Origin of the sequence: Pantoea sp. BS_8 (assembly GCF_041954965.1) — a bacterium.
GTDB classification, from domain to species: Bacteria; Pseudomonadota; Gammaproteobacteria; order Enterobacterales; family Enterobacteriaceae; genus Pantoea; species Pantoea stewartii.
In genome coordinates this window covers 72873-92160 of the sequence record NZ_JAVAXU010000002.1, presented here as the reverse complement: position 1 = coordinate 92160, position 19288 = coordinate 72873, and the positions used below count along the sequence as shown (strand labels likewise).

At 56.0% G+C, this 19288-nt stretch carries 16 protein-coding genes; 14 read left to right on the top strand and 2 right to left on the bottom strand.

Annotation, left to right across the window (positions count from 1 at the left end; translation table 11 throughout):
* The first annotated feature begins 311 nt into the window (after positions 1 to 311).
* The 9 genes from hinT to RAC65_RS05800 all read left to right on the top strand — a co-directional run bounded on the left by hinT (position 312) and on the right by RAC65_RS05800 (position 8179).
* The gene (gene hinT / locus RAC65_RS05840; protein WP_006118842.1) at positions 312 to 662 is read left to right on the top strand and encodes a purine nucleoside phosphoramidase; all 351 of its coding nucleotides are present in this window, start codon (positions 312 to 314) and stop codon (positions 660 to 662) included.
* A 20-nt stretch (positions 663 to 682) separates the two neighbouring features.
* Positions 683 to 1051: a YcfL family protein gene (locus RAC65_RS05835; RefSeq protein ID WP_033737550.1), complete on the top strand. Its 369-nt coding sequence runs from the start codon at positions 683 to 685 to the stop codon at positions 1049 to 1051.
* Positions 1052 to 1061: 10 nt separating this feature from the next.
* A complete protein-coding gene (lpoB, locus tag RAC65_RS05830) occupies positions 1062 to 1664 on the top strand; it encodes a penicillin-binding protein activator LpoB (RefSeq protein WP_375096495.1) in 603 nt (200 codons plus the stop codon).
* Positions 1648 to 2460 carry a thiamine kinase gene (thiK, locus tag RAC65_RS05825; protein WP_375096494.1) on the top strand — a complete coding sequence of 271 codons (813 nt, stop codon included), beginning with the start codon at positions 1648 to 1650 and terminating at the stop codon, positions 2458 to 2460. Before lpoB ends, thiK begins: the two co-directional genes overlap by 17 nt.
* Positions 2461 to 2499: 39 nt before the next feature.
* Entirely contained in the window at positions 2500 to 3540 is a 1041-nt protein-coding gene (nagZ, locus tag RAC65_RS05820; RefSeq protein WP_375096493.1) for a beta-N-acetylhexosaminidase, read from the top strand.
* A 39-nt stretch (positions 3541 to 3579) separates the two neighbouring features.
* A complete protein-coding gene (gene ycfP, locus RAC65_RS05815; RefSeq protein WP_375096492.1) occupies positions 3580 to 4122 on the top strand; it encodes an alpha/beta hydrolase YcfP in 543 nt (180 codons plus the stop codon).
* A 202-nt stretch (positions 4123 to 4324) separates the two neighbouring features.
* Complete coding sequence (locus tag RAC65_RS05810) at positions 4325 to 5629, top strand: NAD(P)/FAD-dependent oxidoreductase (protein ID WP_033737546.1); 1305 nt, start codon at positions 4325 to 4327, stop codon at positions 5627 to 5629.
* Between the two features lie 276 nt (positions 5630 to 5905).
* Complete coding sequence (locus RAC65_RS05805) at positions 5906 to 6448, top strand: glycine zipper 2TM domain-containing protein (protein ID WP_033737545.1); 543 nt, start codon at positions 5906 to 5908, stop codon at positions 6446 to 6448.
* A gap of 426 nt (positions 6449 to 6874) precedes the next feature.
* Positions 6875 to 8179: an MFS transporter gene (locus tag RAC65_RS05800; RefSeq protein ID WP_375096491.1), complete on the top strand. Its 1305-nt coding sequence runs from the start codon at positions 6875 to 6877 to the stop codon at positions 8177 to 8179.
* Positions 8180 to 8318: 139 nt separating this feature from the next.
* Here the strand turns inward: RAC65_RS05800 and mfd are convergent, their stop codons facing one another.
* A complete protein-coding gene (gene mfd, locus RAC65_RS05795; RefSeq protein WP_058701382.1) occupies positions 8319 to 11768 on the bottom strand; it encodes a transcription-repair coupling factor in 3450 nt (1149 codons plus the stop codon).
* 408 nt (positions 11769 to 12176) lie between these two features.
* On the opposite strand from mfd, the gene lolC reads away from it, so the two are divergent.
* The 5 genes from lolC (at position 12177) to pepT (ending at position 18075) form a co-directional block, all read left to right on the top strand.
* Positions 12177 to 13376: a lipoprotein-releasing ABC transporter permease subunit LolC gene (gene lolC / locus RAC65_RS05790; RefSeq protein ID WP_033737765.1), complete on the top strand. Its 1200-nt coding sequence runs from the start codon at positions 12177 to 12179 to the stop codon at positions 13374 to 13376.
* Positions 13369 to 14073 (top strand): lipoprotein-releasing ABC transporter ATP-binding protein LolD, encoded by a 705-nt coding sequence (gene lolD / locus RAC65_RS05785; protein ID WP_033737542.1) that lies wholly within the window; start codon positions 13369 to 13371, stop codon positions 14071 to 14073. The genes lolC and lolD overlap by 8 nt, the downstream gene beginning before the upstream one ends.
* Entirely contained in the window at positions 14073 to 15317 is a 1245-nt protein-coding gene (lolE, locus tag RAC65_RS05780; protein WP_375096490.1) for a lipoprotein-releasing ABC transporter permease subunit LolE, read from the top strand. Before lolD ends, lolE begins: the two co-directional genes overlap by 1 nt.
* Before the next feature lie 121 nt (positions 15318 to 15438).
* Positions 15439 to 16272: a Sir2 family NAD+-dependent deacetylase gene (cobB, locus tag RAC65_RS05775; RefSeq protein ID WP_033737540.1), complete on the top strand. Its 834-nt coding sequence runs from the start codon at positions 15439 to 15441 to the stop codon at positions 16270 to 16272.
* 573 nt (positions 16273 to 16845) lie between these two features.
* Positions 16846 to 18075 (top strand): peptidase T, encoded by a 1230-nt coding sequence (gene pepT, locus RAC65_RS05770; protein WP_375096489.1) that lies wholly within the window; start codon positions 16846 to 16848, stop codon positions 18073 to 18075.
* A gap of 71 nt (positions 18076 to 18146) precedes the next feature.
* On the opposite strand, the gene RAC65_RS05765 is transcribed toward pepT, so the two are convergent.
* Positions 18147 to 19271 (bottom strand): cupin domain-containing protein, encoded by a 1125-nt coding sequence (locus RAC65_RS05765; RefSeq protein WP_006118859.1) that lies wholly within the window; start codon positions 19269 to 19271, stop codon positions 18147 to 18149.
* Positions 19272 to 19288 lie beyond the last annotated feature (17 nt).

Genomic DNA, 19288 nt, shown 5'->3' with positions numbered 1-19288 from the left:
GGGTGATATCCGTCAACCCGGCCAGGACAGCAGGGGAGCGGAGACTGTGGCAACGACCCAACGTTTACAGGGCTGCTGCGCGTGAAAACCAGAGATACGTGATCGTTTCATTACCCGGCAGGTCGCAGGAAAGGAGACGATACTGACTGTGGGGTGATAAAAATGGAAAGGCCCGTTTCGTGCCCTTACAAGGGCGGAAATGCGTTAAACACCGCCACTTAATGTAAGAAAGAGCGGCGCGAGGTTGAAAGAAAACGAATTTCTCCCGCATACTGAGAGATTATCTACCCAGGCTAAAGGAACTGCTCTCTATGGCTGAAGAAACGATTTTCAGTAAAATCATCCGTCGCGAAATTCCCGCCGACGTGGTTTATCAGGATGAACTGGTCACGGCCTTTCGCGATATCTCGCCTAAAGCCCCCACGCACATCCTGATTGTCCCTAACATTCTTATCCCGACCGCCAACGATGTTGAGGCGGCACATGAGCAGGCGCTTGGCCGGATGTTCACGGCGGCGGCGAAGATTGCGCGTGAAGAAGGGATTGATAAAGAGGGTTATCGCCTGATCGTCAACTGCAATCAGCACGGTGGTCAGGAAGTTTACCATATTCATATGCATCTGGTAGGCGGTAAACCGCTTGGTCCGATGCTGTCACATTGATCCCTGAAGGGGACCTTGCTATGCGTTCATGGCTGACAGGACTGGCCGTTTTGCTGAGTCTGACCGGTTGCAGTAGTGATAAACCGATGATCAATACGTCTCAGTCGCTGGTGATGGAATCATCCGTGCTTTCAGCGGGCATTATTACCGATGAGCCCACGCTGGATGACCACGACGGTCAGAAACGTGCCAGCAGCATACTCTACAATCAGCGTGAAACGCCGGTTGTGGTGCACTATCGTTATTACTGGTACGACGATAAAGGGCTGGAAATAACGCCGCGTGAACCCGCGCAGATTGTCACGGTGCCGCCTGACGGCAGCGTCGCTGCGGTGTCGCAACTGGGTAACCTGACGGCCAGCAAGGTTCGTCTCTATATCTATCTCTGAGGACTGTTACGTGATTCGCAGTGTTAATCGTACTGGCGCACTGATGATGGCGCTTATTCTTTCGGGCTGTGTGTTGAAACAGCAGCAGCCTGCCCCCGTGGAACAGCAAACTCAGCCCGAGGAACAGACTCAGCCCATTCCTCAGCCTGAGCCGCAGCCGGTTCCTCAGCCTCAACCCGTTCCGCAGCCGCCAAATCTGGTGACAATTAACTGGGATGCCACCGTACAGCCGCTGGTCGCCCAAATGGTGCGTGCCGCAACTGTGCAGCCGGGCAGCGTGCTGTTGGTGGATCGTATCAAAAACAACACCAACGGTTCACTCCAGTCGGAGAAGGCAACCAGTGCCATTCAGACGGCGCTGAACAACAATGGTAAGTTCAGCCTGGTGTCGCCGGAGCAGCTGGCGCAGGCCAAACAGGCGCTGGGGCTTTCGCCGGACGACAGTCTTAACTCACGCAGTAAAGCGATTGGCCTGGCGCGTAACGTTAACGCCCAGTATGTGCTTTACAGCACGGCGAAGGGTGACGTCAAAACGCCGACCATCCAGATGCAGCTCATGCTGGTGCAGACGGGCGAAATTATCTGGTCGGGCAACGGTGTTGCCCAGAATTAATGCCGCTTTTTTACAGCTGATTCAGGCTACAACGGGTGAGCAGCCGGTCAACCTGACCTCACTCGCGGGCTTAACCGGGCAGAGTTGTCGCATCCTGACCGCACAGGGACGCTATCTTCTCCGCCCGGCACCGCATCCCGCGATACCGTTCGTTAATCGCCAGCGCGAGCACCGTGTGTTGCGCAAGTTGCAGCCCAGCGGGCTGGTGAACGCGCCGCTGGCGGGTAACCGCCATGGCCTTATTATGCCCTGGCAGGAAGGTGAGGTGCTGGATGAGGCGGGTTTTCGTGCACAGCGGTACGAGGTGATTACGCTCCTCCAGCGGCTTCATCACCAGCCGCTGACCGGTTATCGTGTCGTGCTGTTACCCCTGCTGTGGCAATACTGGCAGCAGTGCCAGCAGCGTCAGTATTGCTGGCTGCGCCAGCTAAAACGGCTGACAGAGCAGGGGGAGCCGCGTCCGTTGCGCCTTGCCCCGCTGCATATGGATGTTCATCCTGCCAACCTGATCCAGTCATCGCAGGGACTGCATCTTATCGACTGGGAATATGCCGCGGACGGGGATGTGGCGCTGGAGCTGGCCGCCGTCTGTTTAGCCGTGCCGGATCAGCAAACCGGTTGGCTAACCGACTATGCTGAGCGGATGCAGTTACCGCTGGCTTCACTTCAGCGTCAGGTTCGTCGCTGGCAACCATGGCTGCACCTGCTAGTGGCCAGCTGGTATCAACTGCGCGCAGAACAGAGTGGCGATGCCCAATTACAACAGCTGGCTCAACAGAGCTGGTCACAGATTTAACGGCTTTGCGCAGAGGCGCAGAGAGACAGGATACAGGTTATGACAACACGTTTTCCCGGCCCACTCATGCTGGACGTTGAGCGTTTCGAGCTGGATGCCGAAGAGCGCGACATACTGCGCCATCCGCTGGTGGGTGGCGTGATTCTTTTTGCCCGCAATTACCACGATCCGGCGCAACTGGCCGAGCTGGTCCGTCAGATCCGCGCCGCGTCGCACACTCGTCTGGTTGTGGCCGTCGATCAGGAAGGTGGTCGGGTACAGCGTTTTCGTGACGGCTTCACCACACTACCGGCGATGCAGTCATTTGCTGCGCTCCACGATATGAGCACGGCAGGGGAGTTGGCCCAGCAGGCAGGCTGGCAGATGGCCGCCGAAATGATAGCGATGGATATCGACATCAGCTTTGCGCCGGTGCTGGATATCGGCCACATCAGTGCGGCCATTGGCGACCGGTCATTTCACGCGGATCCGCAGATCGCCCTCGCGATAGCGCGCCGCTTTATTGCCGGTATGCATGAGGCGGGAATGAAGACGACCGGTAAGCATTTCCCCGGTCATGGTGCGGTCAGCGCAGATTCCCATAAAGAAACCCCGCGCGACAATCGCCGTGAAGCCGAGGTGCGCGAGCACGATATGGCCATTTTCCGTACGCTGATTCATGAACAGGCGCTGGATGCCATTATGCCTGCCCATGTGATCTACAGCGAAGCGGACCCGCTTCCTGCCAGCGGATCACCCTACTGGCTGAAAACGGTGTTACGCCAGGAACTGGGCTTTAAGGGCGTGATTTTCTCTGACGATCTCTCCATGGAAGGTGCCGCCGTGATGGGCAGCTATGCGGAGCGTGCGCAGCAGTCACTGTCTGCCGGTTGTGACATGGTTCTGGTTTGTAACGATCGCAAGGGCGCCGTCAGTGTCATAGATAATTTGACCCTGATCGAAGCGGAGCCTGTCATGCAGTTATATCATCTTGGAACCCTGAGCCGGGAGAGCCTGAAAGCGAGTCGCCGCTGGAAAGACAATGCGCAGCAGCTCAGTGCGCTACAGGCGCGCTGGCTGGCACATAAAGCCGCGTTATAGCCATCAGGTTGCCCGGCGCGACAGCCATTGAGGATAAACATGATTATTTATCTGCACGGTTTTGACGCGACGAGCCCGGGCAACCACGAAAAAGTGTTGCAACTGCAGTTTATCGATCCTGATGTCAGACTCATCAGTTACAGCACCCGTCATCCTAAACATGACATGCAATTTCTGCTGAAAGAAACGGATAAAATGCTGGGCCTCAGTGATGATCCCCATCCGCTGATCTGCGGGGTCGGCTTAGGAGGCTACTGGTCCGAGCGTATTGGTTTTTTATGCGGTATCCGTCAGGTCCTGTTTAATCCCAACCTTTTTCCCTTCGAGACCATGGAAGGCAGGATTGATCGTCCTGAAGAGTACCTGGATATAGCCACCAAGTGCGTCAGCGATTTTCGCGAGCGTAATCGTGACCGCTGCCTGACCATTTTAGCGCGTCATGATGAGGCGCTTGACAGCCAGCGCACCGCGACGCTGCTCCAGCCTTATTACCCCCTTATCTGGGACGAAAGCGAAAGCCATAAGTTCAGGAATCTCTCGCCCCATCTCCAGCGAATCAACGCCTTCAAAACCACCGTTTAACACAACGCGGCAACCGCACGATGCCGGGCTTTATGCCAGGAACAGTCTGCTAAATTTGATGTACATCAATTTTCTGAGGCCCATCCGGGGCCGTCATGGTATTCTGCCTTCAGATAGCGATGTTATGTCGCCAACCCTATGTTTATTAAGGTTTAATTTAACCATTGATTAACTTTTGGTTCACAATTTGAGGGGGTCCTTGTTGACTGCATCTGTTAAGAAAATTGTTATTGTTGGCGGCGGTGCCGGCGGGCTGGAAATGGCCACGCAACTGGGCCACAAGCTGGGGCGTAAAAAGAAAGCCGAGATTATTCTGGTCGATCGCAACCACAGTCACTTGTGGAAGCCGCTGCTGCATGAAGTCGCTACCGGATCGATGGATGAGGGGATTGATGCGCTGAGTTATCTGGCGCATGCCCGTAATCACGGTTTCCAGTTCCAACTGGGTTCGCTCACTAACATCAACCGCGAAAAGAAAGTGATTCAGCTGGCCGAAGTGGTCAATGCGCAGGGGGACGTATTAGTGCCCGAGCGCGAACTGGCCTACGACACGCTGGTGATGGCGCTGGGCAGTACCTCAAACGACTTTGGGACGCCGGGCGTCAAAGATCACTGCATTTTTCTTGATAACCCGCACCAGGCTCGCCGTTTCCATAACGAAATGCTCAACCTGTTCCTGAAATTCTCGGCCAGTGAAGGGGCGCTGGAGAAGGTCAATATCGCCATCGTCGGGGGCGGAGCAACAGGCGTTGAGCTGTCGGCGGAGCTGCATAATGCCGTGAAGCAACTGCACAGCTATGGCTATAAGGCGCTCGACAGCGAAGCGCTGAACGTAACGCTGGTGGAAGCGGGCGAACGTATCCTGCCAGCCTTACCACCGCGTATTTCGGCTGCGGCCCATCAGGAACTGTCAAAACTGGGTGTTCGCGTGCTGACACAAACGATGGTCACCAGCGCAGATAAGCAGGGCCTGCACACGAAGAGCGGCGAATTTATCGAAGCCGATTTAATGGTCTGGGCAGCGGGCATCAAAGCGCCTGATTTTATGAAAGGCATTGGTGGACTGGAAACGAATCGCATTAATCAACTGGTGGTCAAAGACACGCTGCAAACCACGCTGGATGAGGATATCTACGCTATCGGCGACTGCGCCTCCTGTGCCTTGCCGGGTGGTGGATTCGTGCCACCGCGTGCGCAGTCAGCTCATCAGATGGCGTCCTGTGCGCTGGATAACATCCTGCTGCAGTACCGGGGCAAGCCGTTGAAAGCCTACGTCTATAAAGACCACGGCTCGCTGGTGTCGCTGTCGCGCTTTAGTACGGTGGGAAGCCTGATGGGCAACCTGATGCGCGGCTCTATGATGATTGAAGGGCGCATCGCCCGTGTTGTCTATATCTCCCTGTACCGCATGCATCAGGTCGCCCTGCATGGCTATATCAAAACTGGCCTGATGATGGTGGTGGGGAGCCTGAACCGGGTGATTCGCCCCCGGCTGAAACTGCACTAAGAGTACGGGGCGGATTCGCCTGACTTCGCCACCGGTGCTGTTCCGGTGGCGAAACCCGCGCACGATTTTACGCTGTCATTTCTGTTCAGAACTCTCCGAAAACGTGGTAGTACCACTGTTGGCGCGATTTTCTTCCCAAATTCCGATATTGCAAAAGCTTTACATCTGTAAAACTTATCTCAACCAAACGGCGAGTCGCGCACGCCGGTTCTGCCAGTGCTGTGAGGGATATCCAGCGGCAGGAATGCGCGGTAACACTTTCAGGAGGAACTTCCTGTGAATAAATCAATGTTAGCGGGTATCGGTATTGGCGTGGCAGCGGCACTGGGTGTTGCCGCCGTAGCAAGCATTAACGTGTTTGACCGCGGTCCTCAATACGCACAGGTGCTGTCAGCAACACCAATAAAAGAATCTATCAAACAACCGCGTCAGGAATGTCGTAACGTGACGCTGACGCATCGTCGTCCGGTTCAGGATGAAAACCGTATCGCCGGTTCAGTACTGGGTGCGGTAGCGGGCGGTGTGCTGGGTCATCAGTTTGGCGGTGGTCGCGGACGCGATGTCGCAACGGTAGCCGGTGCACTGGCAGGCGGTTATGCCGGTAACCAGGTTCAGGGCGGCCTGCAGGATCGTGATACCTATACGACGTCTGAACAGCGTTGCAGAACCGTATACGACAAACAAGAAAAGATGCTGGGTTATGACGTAACCTACAAGATCGGCGACCAGCAGGGTAAAATCCGTATGGAAAACGATCCGGGTACGCGTATTCCGGTTGACCGTAACGGACAATTGATCCTGAACGGCGACAAGGCTTAAGGGCAAAGCTTGCCGCACTGCGGTCACACAGCACACATAACAAAAATGATAAGCGCATCTCCGGATGCGCTTTTTTTTTGCTTATCCGAACGCTAAAGCGCGCAACCGAACGATAGCCTCTTCCAGGCTGCTCGCCGTGCATGGCTGACCTTATGCATCAGATCCCGGCTGCCCGGTAAATATGATTGCGTTAAAGCGGCGGCGTCAGGCTGACATTTTCATTCACGCGATTCACAGACAGTCACGTCAGGACAGTTTTTGTAACACATTACTTGCTGGATTTTTACATATTTAGAACAAAGTGCACAGTCAGGGAAAGAGCATTACGCTTAATTACTCTTTCTTATCAAATGCATTGAGAAAGCAGGCTAACCGTTGATAACAAAACCGGTTTGCTTCGGTGCAAAAGTAAAAGGGAACAGTTCAATGCGTGATAACACCTCAGTCGAGCACAGCACAGTGCGCAAGATGGCATGGCGGCTGATGCCGCTGTTTACGGTAGGCTATTTTCTGGCGTCCCTGGACCGCGTCAACGTCGGCTTTGCGGCATTACAAATGAATGGCGACATCGGCTTATCCGCTGCCGCATACGGCCTGGGTGCAGGGCTGTTTTTCTTTGCCTACTGCCTTTTCGCCGTGCCCTGCAATATGGTGATGACAAAAGTGGGCGCAACCCGCTGGCTGGCTGCCGTCATGATTGCATGGGGATTGCTGGCGGCGGGCATGTCAATGGCGCAGGGCCCGGTATCTTTTTATCTTCTCCGGTTTTTACTGGGGATCGCGGAAGCCGGCTTTTTCCCGGGCGTCATTTATTACTTTACGCTTTGTTTTCCCAAACGTTATCGTGGACAAATGGTGGCCATCCTGATGATGGCGCTGCCGGTGTCCAGCGTGCTGGGTTCACCGCTGTCCGCCGCACTGCTTAATTTCGATGGCCTGATGAACCTGCGTGGCTGGCATTGGTTATTTATCCTTGAAGGTGCGCCGGCTGTCGCGCTGGGATTCCTGACTTTTCTGATGTTGCCGAGGCAGCCTCTGGAGGCTAAATGGCTGAGCCCGCAGGAAAGCAGCTGGTTACGCCATACGATGGCGGAAGAGCAGAAAAGTACCGCCCCGACAACCCCGCGCGTCAGCCTGTTCGCCACGTTGTTCAGTCCGCGCGTGCTGCTGCTGACGCTTATTTATCTGGGCGGAACCGCCGTTACCAATGGTCTGGCATTATGGCAACCTCAAATCATTAAAACCTTTAACCTGAGCGTTATGCAGATTGGCTTAGTCAATGCCATTCCGTTCGCGGTGGCGAGCCTGGCGATGTATCTGTGGGGACGTCACTCTGACCAGACAGGCGAGCGTCGTCTGCACACCGCTTTTCCGTTATTGCTGGGAGCGACTGGTCTTGCGGCCAGCATGTATGTTACCCATCTCTGGCCGATGCTGATGGTGCTATGCCTGACCATTACCGCAGCGTCGATGATTAAGGGCCCGTTCTGGGCGATGGCAACCGAGATGATCCCCGCCAGCGCGGCGGCTGTGGTCATCGGGCAAATCAATGCCCTTAATAATCTGGGCGTGTTTGTGGGCACCTGGCTAATTGGCTTAATTCGCACCAGCACGGGGAGTTTTACCTATGCGCTGACGCCCCTGATGCTGGTCACGTCCTGTGCCTGCCTTGGCGCGCTGTTGATTGGCCGACGTCAGTCACCGCGTGATCCGCATAAAAAGCCTGTCTGACACCACGGCATGAATGCACGCTCCTGATGAAAAGCGTGGCAGCGGAAACAGGCGCATGATACGCACTTCTCAGCCAACCATAAAAAAAGCCGCCGTAAGGCGGCTTGTCAGCTGCATGAATGCAAAACGATGAGCGCGGTTAAGACGCGACCTGATTTTCCAGTAACTGGTTCATAAATGACTGCACCCAGTCCATGCGCACCTTTCGTTCCGTCAGCTCACGGGTAAAGCGTAACCGTGTCGGACCTTCCAGTTTCCACTGCTTTGCATCTTTCTGCAGCAGACCAATCAGCCAGGCCGGATCGACACTGTTCTGCGGAGCAAAATCAAAATAACCGCCTTTGTCGCTGGCTTCAATTTTGCGCACGCCCACCGCTCGCGCTTTCATGCGCAGCACGGCGATGTCCAGCAGATTACGCGCCGGATCGGGTAACAGACCGAAGCGATCGATCATTTCCACCTTCAGCTCCTGCAACTCCTCTTCCGTTTCGGCACTGGCTACGCGTTTATACAGCGATAAACGGGTATTCACGTCCGGAATAAAGTCTTCCGGCAGCAGGGCAGGCATGCGCAGTTCTACTTCGGTCTGATTACTGGTGAGATCTTCCAGCGAAGGCTCGCGACCGGCTTTCAATGCATCGACCGCATTTTCCAGCAGTTCCATGTACAGCGAGAAGCCCAGGGTTTCCATCTGACCACTTTGCTCTTCACCCAGCAGTTCACCGGCACCCCGAATTTCGAGATCGTGCGTAGCCAGCGCAAAGCCTGCCCCCAGATCTTCCAGGGAGGCGATGGCTTCCAGACGTTTTTGCGCGTCGGTCGTCATGGCTTTGGGATGTGGGGTCAGCAGCCAGGCATAAGCCTGATGGTGCGACCGGCCCACGCGACCACGCAACTGATGTAGCTGTGCCAGCCCGAAGTGATCGGCCCGTTCGATAATGATGGTATTCGCCGTCGGAATATCAATGCCGGTTTCGATGATGGTGGTACATACCAGAACATTGAAACGCTGATGATGGAAGTCATTCATCACCCGTTCCAGATCGCGTTCGCGCATCTGTCCGTGACCAATGGCAATGCGCGCTTCCGGCACCAGTTCCGCCAGCCGCTGCGAGGCTTTCTCGATATTTTCGACATCGTTATACAGGTAATAGACCTGACCACCGCGCAAAATTTCGCGCAAAATGGCTTCGCGAATCACTAAGTCGTCGTATTCCCGTACAAAGGTTTTTACCGCCAGACGACGCGCGGGTGGCGTGGCGATGATGGACAGGTCGCGCATCCCGCTCATGGCCATATTCAGCGTACGGGGAATCGGCGTGGCGGTCAGCGTAAGGATATCCACATCGGCGCGCATCGCCTTAATGCGCTCTTTATGACGCACGCCAAAGCGGTGTTCTTCATCGACGATCAGTAAGCCCAGATCGTGCCACTTAATGTCGCTCATCAACAGCTTGTGAGTGCCAATCAGCACATCAATTTTGCCTTCGCTGGCCTCCTGCAAAATCTGATTCTGCTCTTTGGCGCTACGGAAGCGTGACAGCATTTCGATGCGCACCGGCCAGTTAGCGAAGCGGTCACGGAAATTATCGTAATGCTGCTGAGCCAGCAGGGTGGTGGGAACCAGCACCGCCACCTGCTTGTTGTTCTCCACCGCCAGGAAGGCCGCGCGCATGGCAACTTCGGTTTTACCAAAGCCCACATCACCGCACACCAGACGATCCATGGCCAGCGGCTGGCACATGTCACTTAACACGGCATTGATGGCCTGGGTTTGATCGGGTGTGGTTTCAAACGGAAAACTTTCGCAGAACAGTTGATACTGCTCACGGTCATGTTTGAAGGCAAACCCGGCCTTGGCGGCACGCTGAGCATAGATATCCAGCAGTTCAGCGGCCACGTCGCGCACTTTCTCCGCCGCTTTCTGCCGCGCGCGCGACCAGGCATCGCTGCCCAGTTTATGCAGCGGTGCATTTTCGTCGGCACCGCCGGCATAACGACTGATAAGATGCAGGGAGGAAACCGGGACGTACAACTTGGCGTCATTGGCATAGGAGAGCATCAAATACTCTGCCTGAATGCCGCCGGCTTCCAGCGTGGTCAGGCCGATGTAGCGTCCGACGCCGTGTTCAAGGTGCACCACAGGCTGGCCTGGATGCAGTTCCGCCAGGTTGCGAATCAGGATGTCCGGATTAATGGTGCGGCGCGTATCCTGGCGGCGGCGGCTGATGCGTTCGCCCAGCAAATCGCTTTCACAGATGAAAGCCAGCTTCCCCTGCGTATCCACAAAGCCACGCTCGCTGGCACCGATCATCAGACCATACTGTGCCTCACGGGCCTCGCGCAGATGACGAATGGGTTTCGGCCGTACTTTAATGCGCGCCAGCAACTCCTGCAGGCTTTCACGGCGGCCTTCGCTTTCCACAGAAAACACCACGTCGCCGGTAAACTGTTCCAGGAACTGACGTAAATGATCCAGCGGCGCTTTCGCCTGCGCCTGAACGGACAGATCGGGCAGGGATTCATAGCCCAGGTTGGTATTGGCGGCCCTGGCCGGCAGCACCTCATGGGTCATACGGATACGCGGCCAGGCTTTGAGTTCCCCCATTAAGGCATCCGGGCGCAGCCACAGCGTGGTCGGCTCCAGCAGCGGGCGCATGGGATCGACACGGCGGTTTTCGTAACGCGCATTCGCATCCTGCCAGAAGCGCTCGGCACTGCCTTCCAGATCGCCACAGTTCACGATCAACGTGTTGTCAGGCAGATAGCTAAACAGCGACGGTAACGGCTGGTCGAAGAACAGCGGTTGCCAGTATTCAATACCGGCCGGCAGGGTGCCTTTGCTCACCTGCTGATAAATATGCTCTGCCTCACGGCGCACATCAAAGTTTTCACGCCAGCGGCTACGGAACAGTTCAATGGCTGTTTTATCGCTGGGAAATTCATGGGCCGGCAGCAAATTAATGGCGGGAACGGCTTCCAGCGTTCGCTGGCTGTCGACATCAAACAGGCGCAGGCTGTCAATCTCGTCATCAAAAAAATCGATACGGTAGGGCTGATCACTGCCCATCGGGAACAGATCGAGCAGGGCGCCGCGTGTGGCGTACTCGCCGTGCTCCATTACCTGATCGACATGGCGATAGCCGGCCTGTTCAAGCTGGTCGCGCAGGCGGTCGCGTGACAGTTTCTGGCCCTGCTGCATCACCAGCGCATGACCGTGCAGGTAGCTGTGAGGGCAAACGCGCTGCATCAGCGTGTTGACCGGCATAATCAGCATGCCGCGTTGCAGCGTGGGTAACTGATACAGGGTGGACAGACGTGCCGAGATAATATCCTGGTGGGGTGAGAAGCTGTCATAAGGCAGCGTTTCCCAGTCCGCAAGGTGGGTAACAGGTAAATCGGTAAACTGACGAATCTCGTCCAGCAGACGCAGAGCGGTTTGCGTATCGGGTGTAATCATTAACACCGGACCTGCATGGCGCTCAGTGATGCTGGCACACTCAACCGCGTGCGCAGCGCCAGTCAGCTGACCGAGCAGGCGTTGGTCGCCTGATTTCACGGGCAGGGTATAGCGAGTCGGTTCGGACATGTGATCTCGAGGTTGCTCCATTTTTACCAGGGCGTCATCATTCCATAATACGCCATGGGGATCACCTCTGCGGCAGATTTTTTCTGCCGCTTCGCCTGAAGCAGGCGATGCAGAAGGGTTGCTGTGTGTAAATCTTTTTTGCGAACAGGGCTCGCAGGAAAGTGAATCGGGTACATCAGAGTCACGGTCATAGCCGTCACCGCTTTACCCGAATAAGTATACCGATGTGGGGCGTGGATGATCGTACGATAAACATCATCTTTGTGGCTTAATCCTGTGCATCAAACCGTCTGCTAACCTATTCTGATACAACTTTGCAGCAGACTCAGAGGGTTAGAGGTTTCATAAAGTGCACAGCTCCTTTATCATCCTCTCTACTTATTTTCCAGCAACTGCACATTGGATACCATGTATCAACCTGTCGCGCTATTTATCGGTCTGCGCTACATGCGCGGAAGAGCAGCGGATCGTTTCGGTCGCTTTGTCTCCTGGCTCTCCACCATTGGTATCACGCTTGGCGTGCTGGCCATGATTACTGTGCTGTCTGTGATGAACGGTTTCGAGCGCGAGCTTGAGGGCAACATCCTGGGCCTGATGCCACAGGCGCTGATCACCAGCAACACGGGCAGCATCAATCCGCAGCAATTCCCTGCCTCTGCACTCAAGCTCAATGGCGTTGACCGCATCGCGCCGCTGACCACCGGTAATGTGGTGCTGCAAAGTGCACACAACGTCTCAGTCGGGGTGATGCTGGGGATCCAGCCGGACGAAAAGGATCCCCTGACGCCTTTTCTCGTTAACACGCCGCAAAGCGTGTTACAGCCCGGTCAGTATAACGTCATCCTGGGCGAACAACTGGCCTCGCAGCTGGGCGTGAAACGGGGTGATCAGATCCGCCTGATGGTGCCGTCCGTCAGCCAGTTCACGCCCATGGGGCGCGTGCCGAGCCAGCGCCTGTTTACCGTGGCGGGCACGTATGCGGCTAACAGCGAAGTTGATGGCTATCAGATTCTGGTTAACCAGCAGGATGCGTCGCGCATTATGCGCTATCCCGCGGGCAATATTACCGGCTGGCGTCTGTGGCTGGATAAGCCGCTTGAGGTTGACAGCGTGAGCCAACAGGCTCTGCCCGCGGGCATGGTCTGGAAAGACTGGCGCGAACGCAAAGGGGATTTATTCCAGGCCGTGCGTATGGAGAAAAACATGATGGGGCTGCTGCTGAGCCTGATCATTGCCGTTGCGGCCTTCAATATCATCACCTCGCTGGGCCTGCTGATCATGGAGAAGCAGGGTGAAGTGGCCATTCTGCAAACCCAGGGATTAACCCGTCGTCAGATTGTCGCCGTTTTTATGGTGCAGGGTGCCAGTGCCGGGATTATTGGCACGTTGCTCGGGGCGCTGCTTGGCGTCCTGTTAGCCAGCCAGCTTAATAATCTGATGCCGGTAATTGGCCTGTTTTTGGACGGTGCCGCGCTGCCTGTGGATATTAATCTGTGGCAGGTGGTGACTATCGCCTTCAGCGCAATGGTGATTGCGCTGCTTTCTACGCTTTACCCTTCATGGCGCGCTGCCGCCGTACAACCCGCTGAGGCTTTACGCTATGAGTAACTCTCCTTTGTTGCAGTGCCGCGACCTGTGCAAACGCTATCAGGAAGGCAGCGTACAGACCGACGTACTGCGCAACGTGAATTTTGATGTGCAACCTGGTGAACTGATGGCGATTGTCGGCAGTTCAGGGTCAGGAAAAAGTACCCTGCTGCACCTGCTGGGCGGCCTGGATACGCCCACTGCGGGCGATGTGGTGTTTGACGGGCGTTCGCTGAACAGCATGTCTTCTTCTGATAAGGCCGAACTGCGTAACCGCGAACTGGGCTTTATCTACCAGTTTCACCACCTGCTGCCCGACTTTAGCGCGCTGGAAAACGTCGCGATGCCGCTGCTGATTGGCAAAACCGCTAAAGGCGAAGCCCAGGCACGCGCGCGGGAAATGCTGGCCGCCGTCGGGCTGGAACACCGCGCCGCCCATCGTCCGTCTGAACTGTCTGGTGGTGAGCGTCAGCGCGTGGCGATTGCCCGTGCGCTGGTGAATCGTCCCCGCCTGGTCATGGCTGATGAGCCCACCGGTAACCTGGATGCCCGCAATGCGGATGCCATTTTTGAACTGCTGGGGGAGCTGAATGTGCGTCAGGGCACGGCGTTTCTGGTGGTCACCCACGATCTGCATCTGGCAAAACGCATGACGCGTCAGATGGAAATGCGCGACGGCCAGCTCAGCGATCAGATTATCCTGGCGGGAGCGGTCTGATGGGATCGTCGCTATCACTGTTACTGGGGCTGCGTTTTAGCCGTGGCCGTCGTCGCGGCGGCATGGTGTCGCTGATCTCGGTGATTTCCACCGTGGGCATTGCACTCGGCGTTGCGGTGCTGATCATTGGCCTGAGCGCCATGAACGGCTTCGAGCGTGAGCTGAATAAACGCATTCTTGCCGTGGTCCCGCACGGTGAAATCGAAGCCGTTAATCAGCCTTTTCAGCGCTGGCAGTCATTGATCGCGCCGATTGAGCGGGTGCCTGGCATCGCGGCTGCCGCGCCCTATGTCAACTTTACCGGCCTGATTGAAAGTGGCGCGAAGATGGAAGCGTTGCAGGTGAAAGGCGTGGATCCGGCACAGGAGCCACGGCTGAGTGCCTTACCTTCTTTTGTCACCGACAATGCCTGGTCATCCTTTGCGGCAGGGAAACAACAAATCATCCTCGGTGGTGGTATCGCAAAGGCGCTCAACGTGAAGCAGGGCGACTGGATCACCATCATGATCCCGAACAACGACGGTGAGAATAAGCTCCTGCAACCCAAACGTATTCGCCTGCAGGTGAGCGGTATTTTGCAGCTGAGCGGAATGCTGGATCACAGCCTGGCTCTGGTGCCGCTGGCGGACGCGCAGCAGTATCTGGATATGGGTGACAGCGTGACCGGCATCGCGCTGAAGATGAACGATCCCTTCCAGGCGGCCAAACTGGTGCGCGCGGCGGGTGAAGTAACGCACGCTTACGTGTATATCAAAAGCTGGATTGGCACCTACGGTTATATGTACCGTGATATCCAGATGATTCGCGCCATCATGTACCTGGCCATGGTGCTGGTGATCGGCGTCGCCTGTTTCAACATTGTGTCGACACTGGTGATGGCCGTTAAAGACAAGAGCAGTGATATCGCCGTTCTGCGGACGCTGGGCGCAAAAGATGGCCTGATTCGGGCAATTTTTATCTGGTACGGCCTGCTGGCAGGCCTGCTGGGCAGCGTGAGCGGCGTGGTGGTCGGTGTACTGGTGGCGCTGAATCTGACATCGCTGATGAAAGGTCTTGAAACGCTGACCGGTCACCATTTGTTAGCCGGCGATATCTACTTCATCGACTTCCTGCCGTCTGAATTGCACTGGCTGGACGTGTTTTCAGTACTGATTACCGCTATTGTGCTAAGCCTGCTGGCAAGTTGGTATCCCGCACGGCGCGCCAGCCGCATCGATCCGGCGCGTGTCCTGAGTGGACAGTAGTCGTACCAGACAGCGCCGTTCATGCTGCGCTGTCGGCCCTGTTCTTTAGATTGTCGGGCCAACTGGCCCAAACTTTGTTGATTGACCTGCGGACGTTTTACTCACCGCACCAGGAGACTTTATGCGTACACCTCGTCGCCGTATACGACTTGCCCGCCTGAAGAAAACACGCAGGAAAGTGCATCAGCGCTTTCGCCAGCGTATTTTCGAACGCGATCGTCAGGCCGAACTGGCGGCGCACCCGTTGCCGCGCATCGTCGTGTTAACGGGGGCAGGGATATCCGCCGAATCCGGTATCAGGACCTTTCGTGCCGCGGACGGATTATGGGAAGAGCATCGGGTTGAAGATGTCGCCACGCCAGAAGGTTTCCGACGCGATCCGGCGCTGGTGCAGCGCTTTTATAACGCGCGGCGTCAGCAGCTTCAGCAGCCCGAGATCCAGCCCAATGCCGCGCATCTGGCGCTGGCAGAACTGGAACAGGTGCTGGGCGACAACTTTTTCCTTGTCACGCAAAATATCGATAACTTGCACGAGCGCGCGGGCAACAGCCGTGTGCTGCATATGCACGGCGAATTGTTAAAAGTGCGCTGTGCCAGTAGCGGACAGGTGATCGACTGGCAGGAAGACGTCACGGAGAACGACCGGTGTACCTGCTGTCAGTTTCCCTCTGTCCTGCGCCCCCATGTCGTCTGGTTTGGCGAAATGCCGCTGGGTATGGAAGACATCTACCAGGCGCTGGAACAGGCCGATCTGTTTATCGCCATCGGCACCTCAGGCCACGTGTATCCCGCGGCGGGCTTTGTCCATGAGGCAAAGCTGCAAGGCGCGCACACGGTGGAACTGAATCTGGAGCCCAGTCAGGTGGGCAATGAGTTTGCCGAAAGTCACTACGGGCTCGCAAGTGAAGTGGTTCCCGCCTTCGTACATAAGCTGTTGCACGGGCTGCACAAATAATCTTGTGTGTGATGCCACCGCACACCTGAAAGAAAACACTTGCAGCAGTAAGACGGTCGCGCCACAAGCCGGCCTCAGGGTTTACGGCAGCCCAGCGGCGGCAGGGAGTCAGGCCGCCTGTTGATGCACGGGTTAACGGCCTGCGTGCGGTTTCCGAACGGCATGCGGCTGTTGCCTGCCTCCTCTCATCCTCAGTCGCGTTAAACTCCGCCGCCGTATGATTAAGCGCAGCCGGATGCTTCCTGGGGCGCATCACAAAGGTTACAGGAGCCCGAAACGGCTGTGTGCGTGCTTACCTTATTAATATTTCTGTCTGCTGACCCGGCAGCCTGTCAGCAAAGAAAAGGGCCGCGATAGCGGAAAAAAACGCGCCCCGGTTTTGGCTCTGAATCTGGATGATGCAGGGCAGGATTGCGTTAACCGCCGCAAAAACCAGCGATTACCCGTTTTTTTATGCTGTCTGGCGTGCGGAATATGTCCCGGCAGCCTTAACCTGAACGATAATGATTTGACGCAACACGATGTCTTGCCGGTTTATCAATAATGACCGGCGGTAAATTTTAAGGATGGCATATGAAGCAACTATTAGAACGCTTTTTGCGTTATGTGGCAGTAGAGACGCAGGCAAAACCGCAGGCACGTCAGGTGCCCAGCAGCGAAGGTCAGTGGGTACTGGCCCGCCAGTTGCAGGAAGAACTGCTGGCCCTGGGTTTTGTGGATGTCAGCCTGAGCGATCACTGTTATGTGATGGGCACGCTACCGGCCAATGTGGACTGGCCAACGCCGGTGGTGGGCTTTATTTCGCACATGGATACCTCACCGGATTTCACCGCGAAACATGTTAATCCGCAAATCATCGAAAACTACCGGGGCGGCGATATCGCGTTGGGCAATGGTGATGAAGTGCTGTCACCGGTCATGTTCCCCGTGTTGCATAAGCTTATCGGTCATACCCTGATCACCACCGATGGCAAAACCCTGCTGGGCGCGGATGATAAAGCGGGCATTGCCGAGATCATGACGGCCATGGCCAGACTGGCGGAAGGCGATATTCCGCACGGTGCCATTCGCGTTGCCTTTACCCCAGACGAAGAGATTGGGCGGGGCACGTCGCATTTCGATGTTGAAGGCTTTGCAGCTGACTGGGCCTATACCGTCGACGGCAGCGATCTGGGCGAATTTGAATACGAAAACTTCAATGCGGCCTCGGCGCTGGTCAAAGTCGTGGGCAACAATGTTCATCCCGGGTCTGCGAAAAATGTCATGGTCAATGCGCTGGAGCTGGCGACGCGTTTCAGTGCAGCGTTGCCTGCGAAAGAGAAGCCGGAATGGACAGACGGTTATGAGGGCTTCTTTCATCTGCACCAGATGAAAGGCACGGTTGAGCACGCTGAGCTGCACTACATCATTCGTGATTTTGATACCGAGGCGTTTGAACAACGCAAACGCACACTGCAGCAAATTGCGGATGAGATCAATAAAGACCTGCATCCCGGCTGTGGTATTACGGTAGAGATCAGCAACAGCTACCGCAATATGCGCGAAAAAGTCGAACCTTTCCCGCACATTATCGATCTGGCCTTGCAGGCGATGCGCGACTGCGGCATCGTGCCGGTGGTGAAACCGATTCGCGGCGGTACGGACGGTTCGTCCCTGTCATGGAAAGGATTGCCCTGTCCAAACCTGTTTACCGGGGGCTATAACTACCACGGCAAGCACGAGTTTGCCTCGCTAAACATCATGGCGCAGTCTGTCGACGTCATCGTTCGCCTGGCAGAACTGGCCGGTCAGAAGAAAGGTTAAAACAACGTCTCCTCGTCCGGGCAGGGCGAGGAGACGGCGTAAACGGATGGGAACACCACTTCTCCAGCGGTTTATTCAGCGCCGAAATACCAGTAACCCGCGTTAATCAGCCCGGCAATCTGCGCCAGCACGGCCGGATCGTCAAGAGCCTCCCCCAGATCATCCAGGGTAATTTCATCGCGATGTGCCAGCACTGACATCACGCGCGGATCGGCGCATTCGACGCGCTCGCCGTTGATATAAATCGCATCGCCCAGCGTCAGGACGCGTAATCCACCCAGACGGGACAATACATCGCCCTGTTGCAGCGCATCATAGATTTCATCGGGCTGATAAGGCGGTTCCGGTGGCGCAACGTCAAGTTCGTGGCGTGATTGTGAAATAAATTCGCCCAGCCACTGCTCAAAATGCGCAGGCTGATTCACCACATCCAGCATCACCTTGCGTAAGCCTTCCACTTCTTCAGGCAAAATCAGCGACGGGCAGTCGCGCGAAGGCACATCGGGATCGGTATAACGCAGGCTGCCCAGCTCGTTAGCCAGCGCATAATCGGCGAAGCCGCTGATGAGTTCACGTCCGCTGGGCGCGCGGAATCCTACAGAGTAGTTCAGCGCATTTTCGAGGGAGTAGCCTTCATGCGGGAAACCCGGCGGAATATAGAGAATATCGCCCGGTTCCATTTCTTCATCGATAATGGCGTCAAACGGCTCGACCTGCAGCAGGTCAGGATGCGGGCAGTGCTGTTTCATCGGCACTTTTTCCCCGACGCGCCAGCGGCGGCGGCCGGTGCCCTGAATAATAAACACATCGTACTGATCGAAATGCGGACCCACGCCGCCGCCGGGCACGGAGAACGAGATCATCAGATCGTCAATGCGCCAGTCCGGCAGAAAGCGGAAAGGGCGCATCAGTGCGGCAGAGGGCTCATGCCAGTGATTGACCGCCTGAACCAGCAGTGACCAGTTGTTTTCGCCCAGGTGATCGTAGCTTTCAAATGGACCATGGCTGACCTGCCACTTTCCGTTTGGCTGGCTGACCAGCCGACTGTCGACCTCATTTTCCATGGCTAAGCCCGCCAGTTCATCCGGCGAAATGGGATCGATAAAATTTTTAAAGCCACGCTTTAGCACTACCGGGCGCTTTTGCCAGTAACGCTGAATAAAATCGGGCCAGTTGAGATCGAGCTGATAATCCATAAAGAAAGTCCGCTAAG

Bases quoted from the DNA above. Each gene is read 5' to 3' on its own strand.
- hinT (WP_006118842.1), top strand. From the start codon at position 312: ATGGCTGAAGAAACGATTTTCAGTAAAATCATCCGTCGCGAAATTCCC.
- RAC65_RS05835 (WP_033737550.1), top strand. From the start codon at position 683: ATGCGTTCATGGCTGACAGGACTGGCCGTTTTGCTGAGTCTGACCGGT.
- nagZ (WP_375096493.1), top strand. From the start codon at position 2,500: ATGACAACACGTTTTCCCGGCCCACTCATGCTGGACGTTGAGCGTTTC.
- ycfP (WP_375096492.1), top strand. From the start codon at position 3,580: ATGATTATTTATCTGCACGGTTTTGACGCGACGAGCCCGGGCAACCAC.
- RAC65_RS05800 (WP_375096491.1), top strand. From the start codon at position 6,875: ATGCGTGATAACACCTCAGTCGAGCACAGCACAGTGCGCAAGATGGCA.
- mfd (WP_058701382.1), bottom strand. From the start codon at position 11,768: ATGTCCGAACCGACTCGCTATACCCTGCCCGTGAAATCAGGCGACCAA.
- lolC (WP_033737765.1), top strand. From the start codon at position 12,177: ATGTATCAACCTGTCGCGCTATTTATCGGTCTGCGCTACATGCGCGGA.
- lolD (WP_033737542.1), top strand. From the start codon at position 13,369: ATGAGTAACTCTCCTTTGTTGCAGTGCCGCGACCTGTGCAAACGCTAT.
- lolE (WP_375096490.1), top strand. From the start codon at position 14,073: ATGGGATCGTCGCTATCACTGTTACTGGGGCTGCGTTTTAGCCGTGGC.
- cobB (WP_033737540.1), top strand. From the start codon at position 15,439: ATGCGTACACCTCGTCGCCGTATACGACTTGCCCGCCTGAAGAAAACA.
- pepT (WP_375096489.1), top strand. From the start codon at position 16,846: ATGAAGCAACTATTAGAACGCTTTTTGCGTTATGTGGCAGTAGAGACG.
- RAC65_RS05765 (WP_006118859.1), bottom strand. From the start codon at position 19,271: ATGGATTATCAGCTCGATCTCAACTGGCCCGATTTTATTCAGCGTTAC.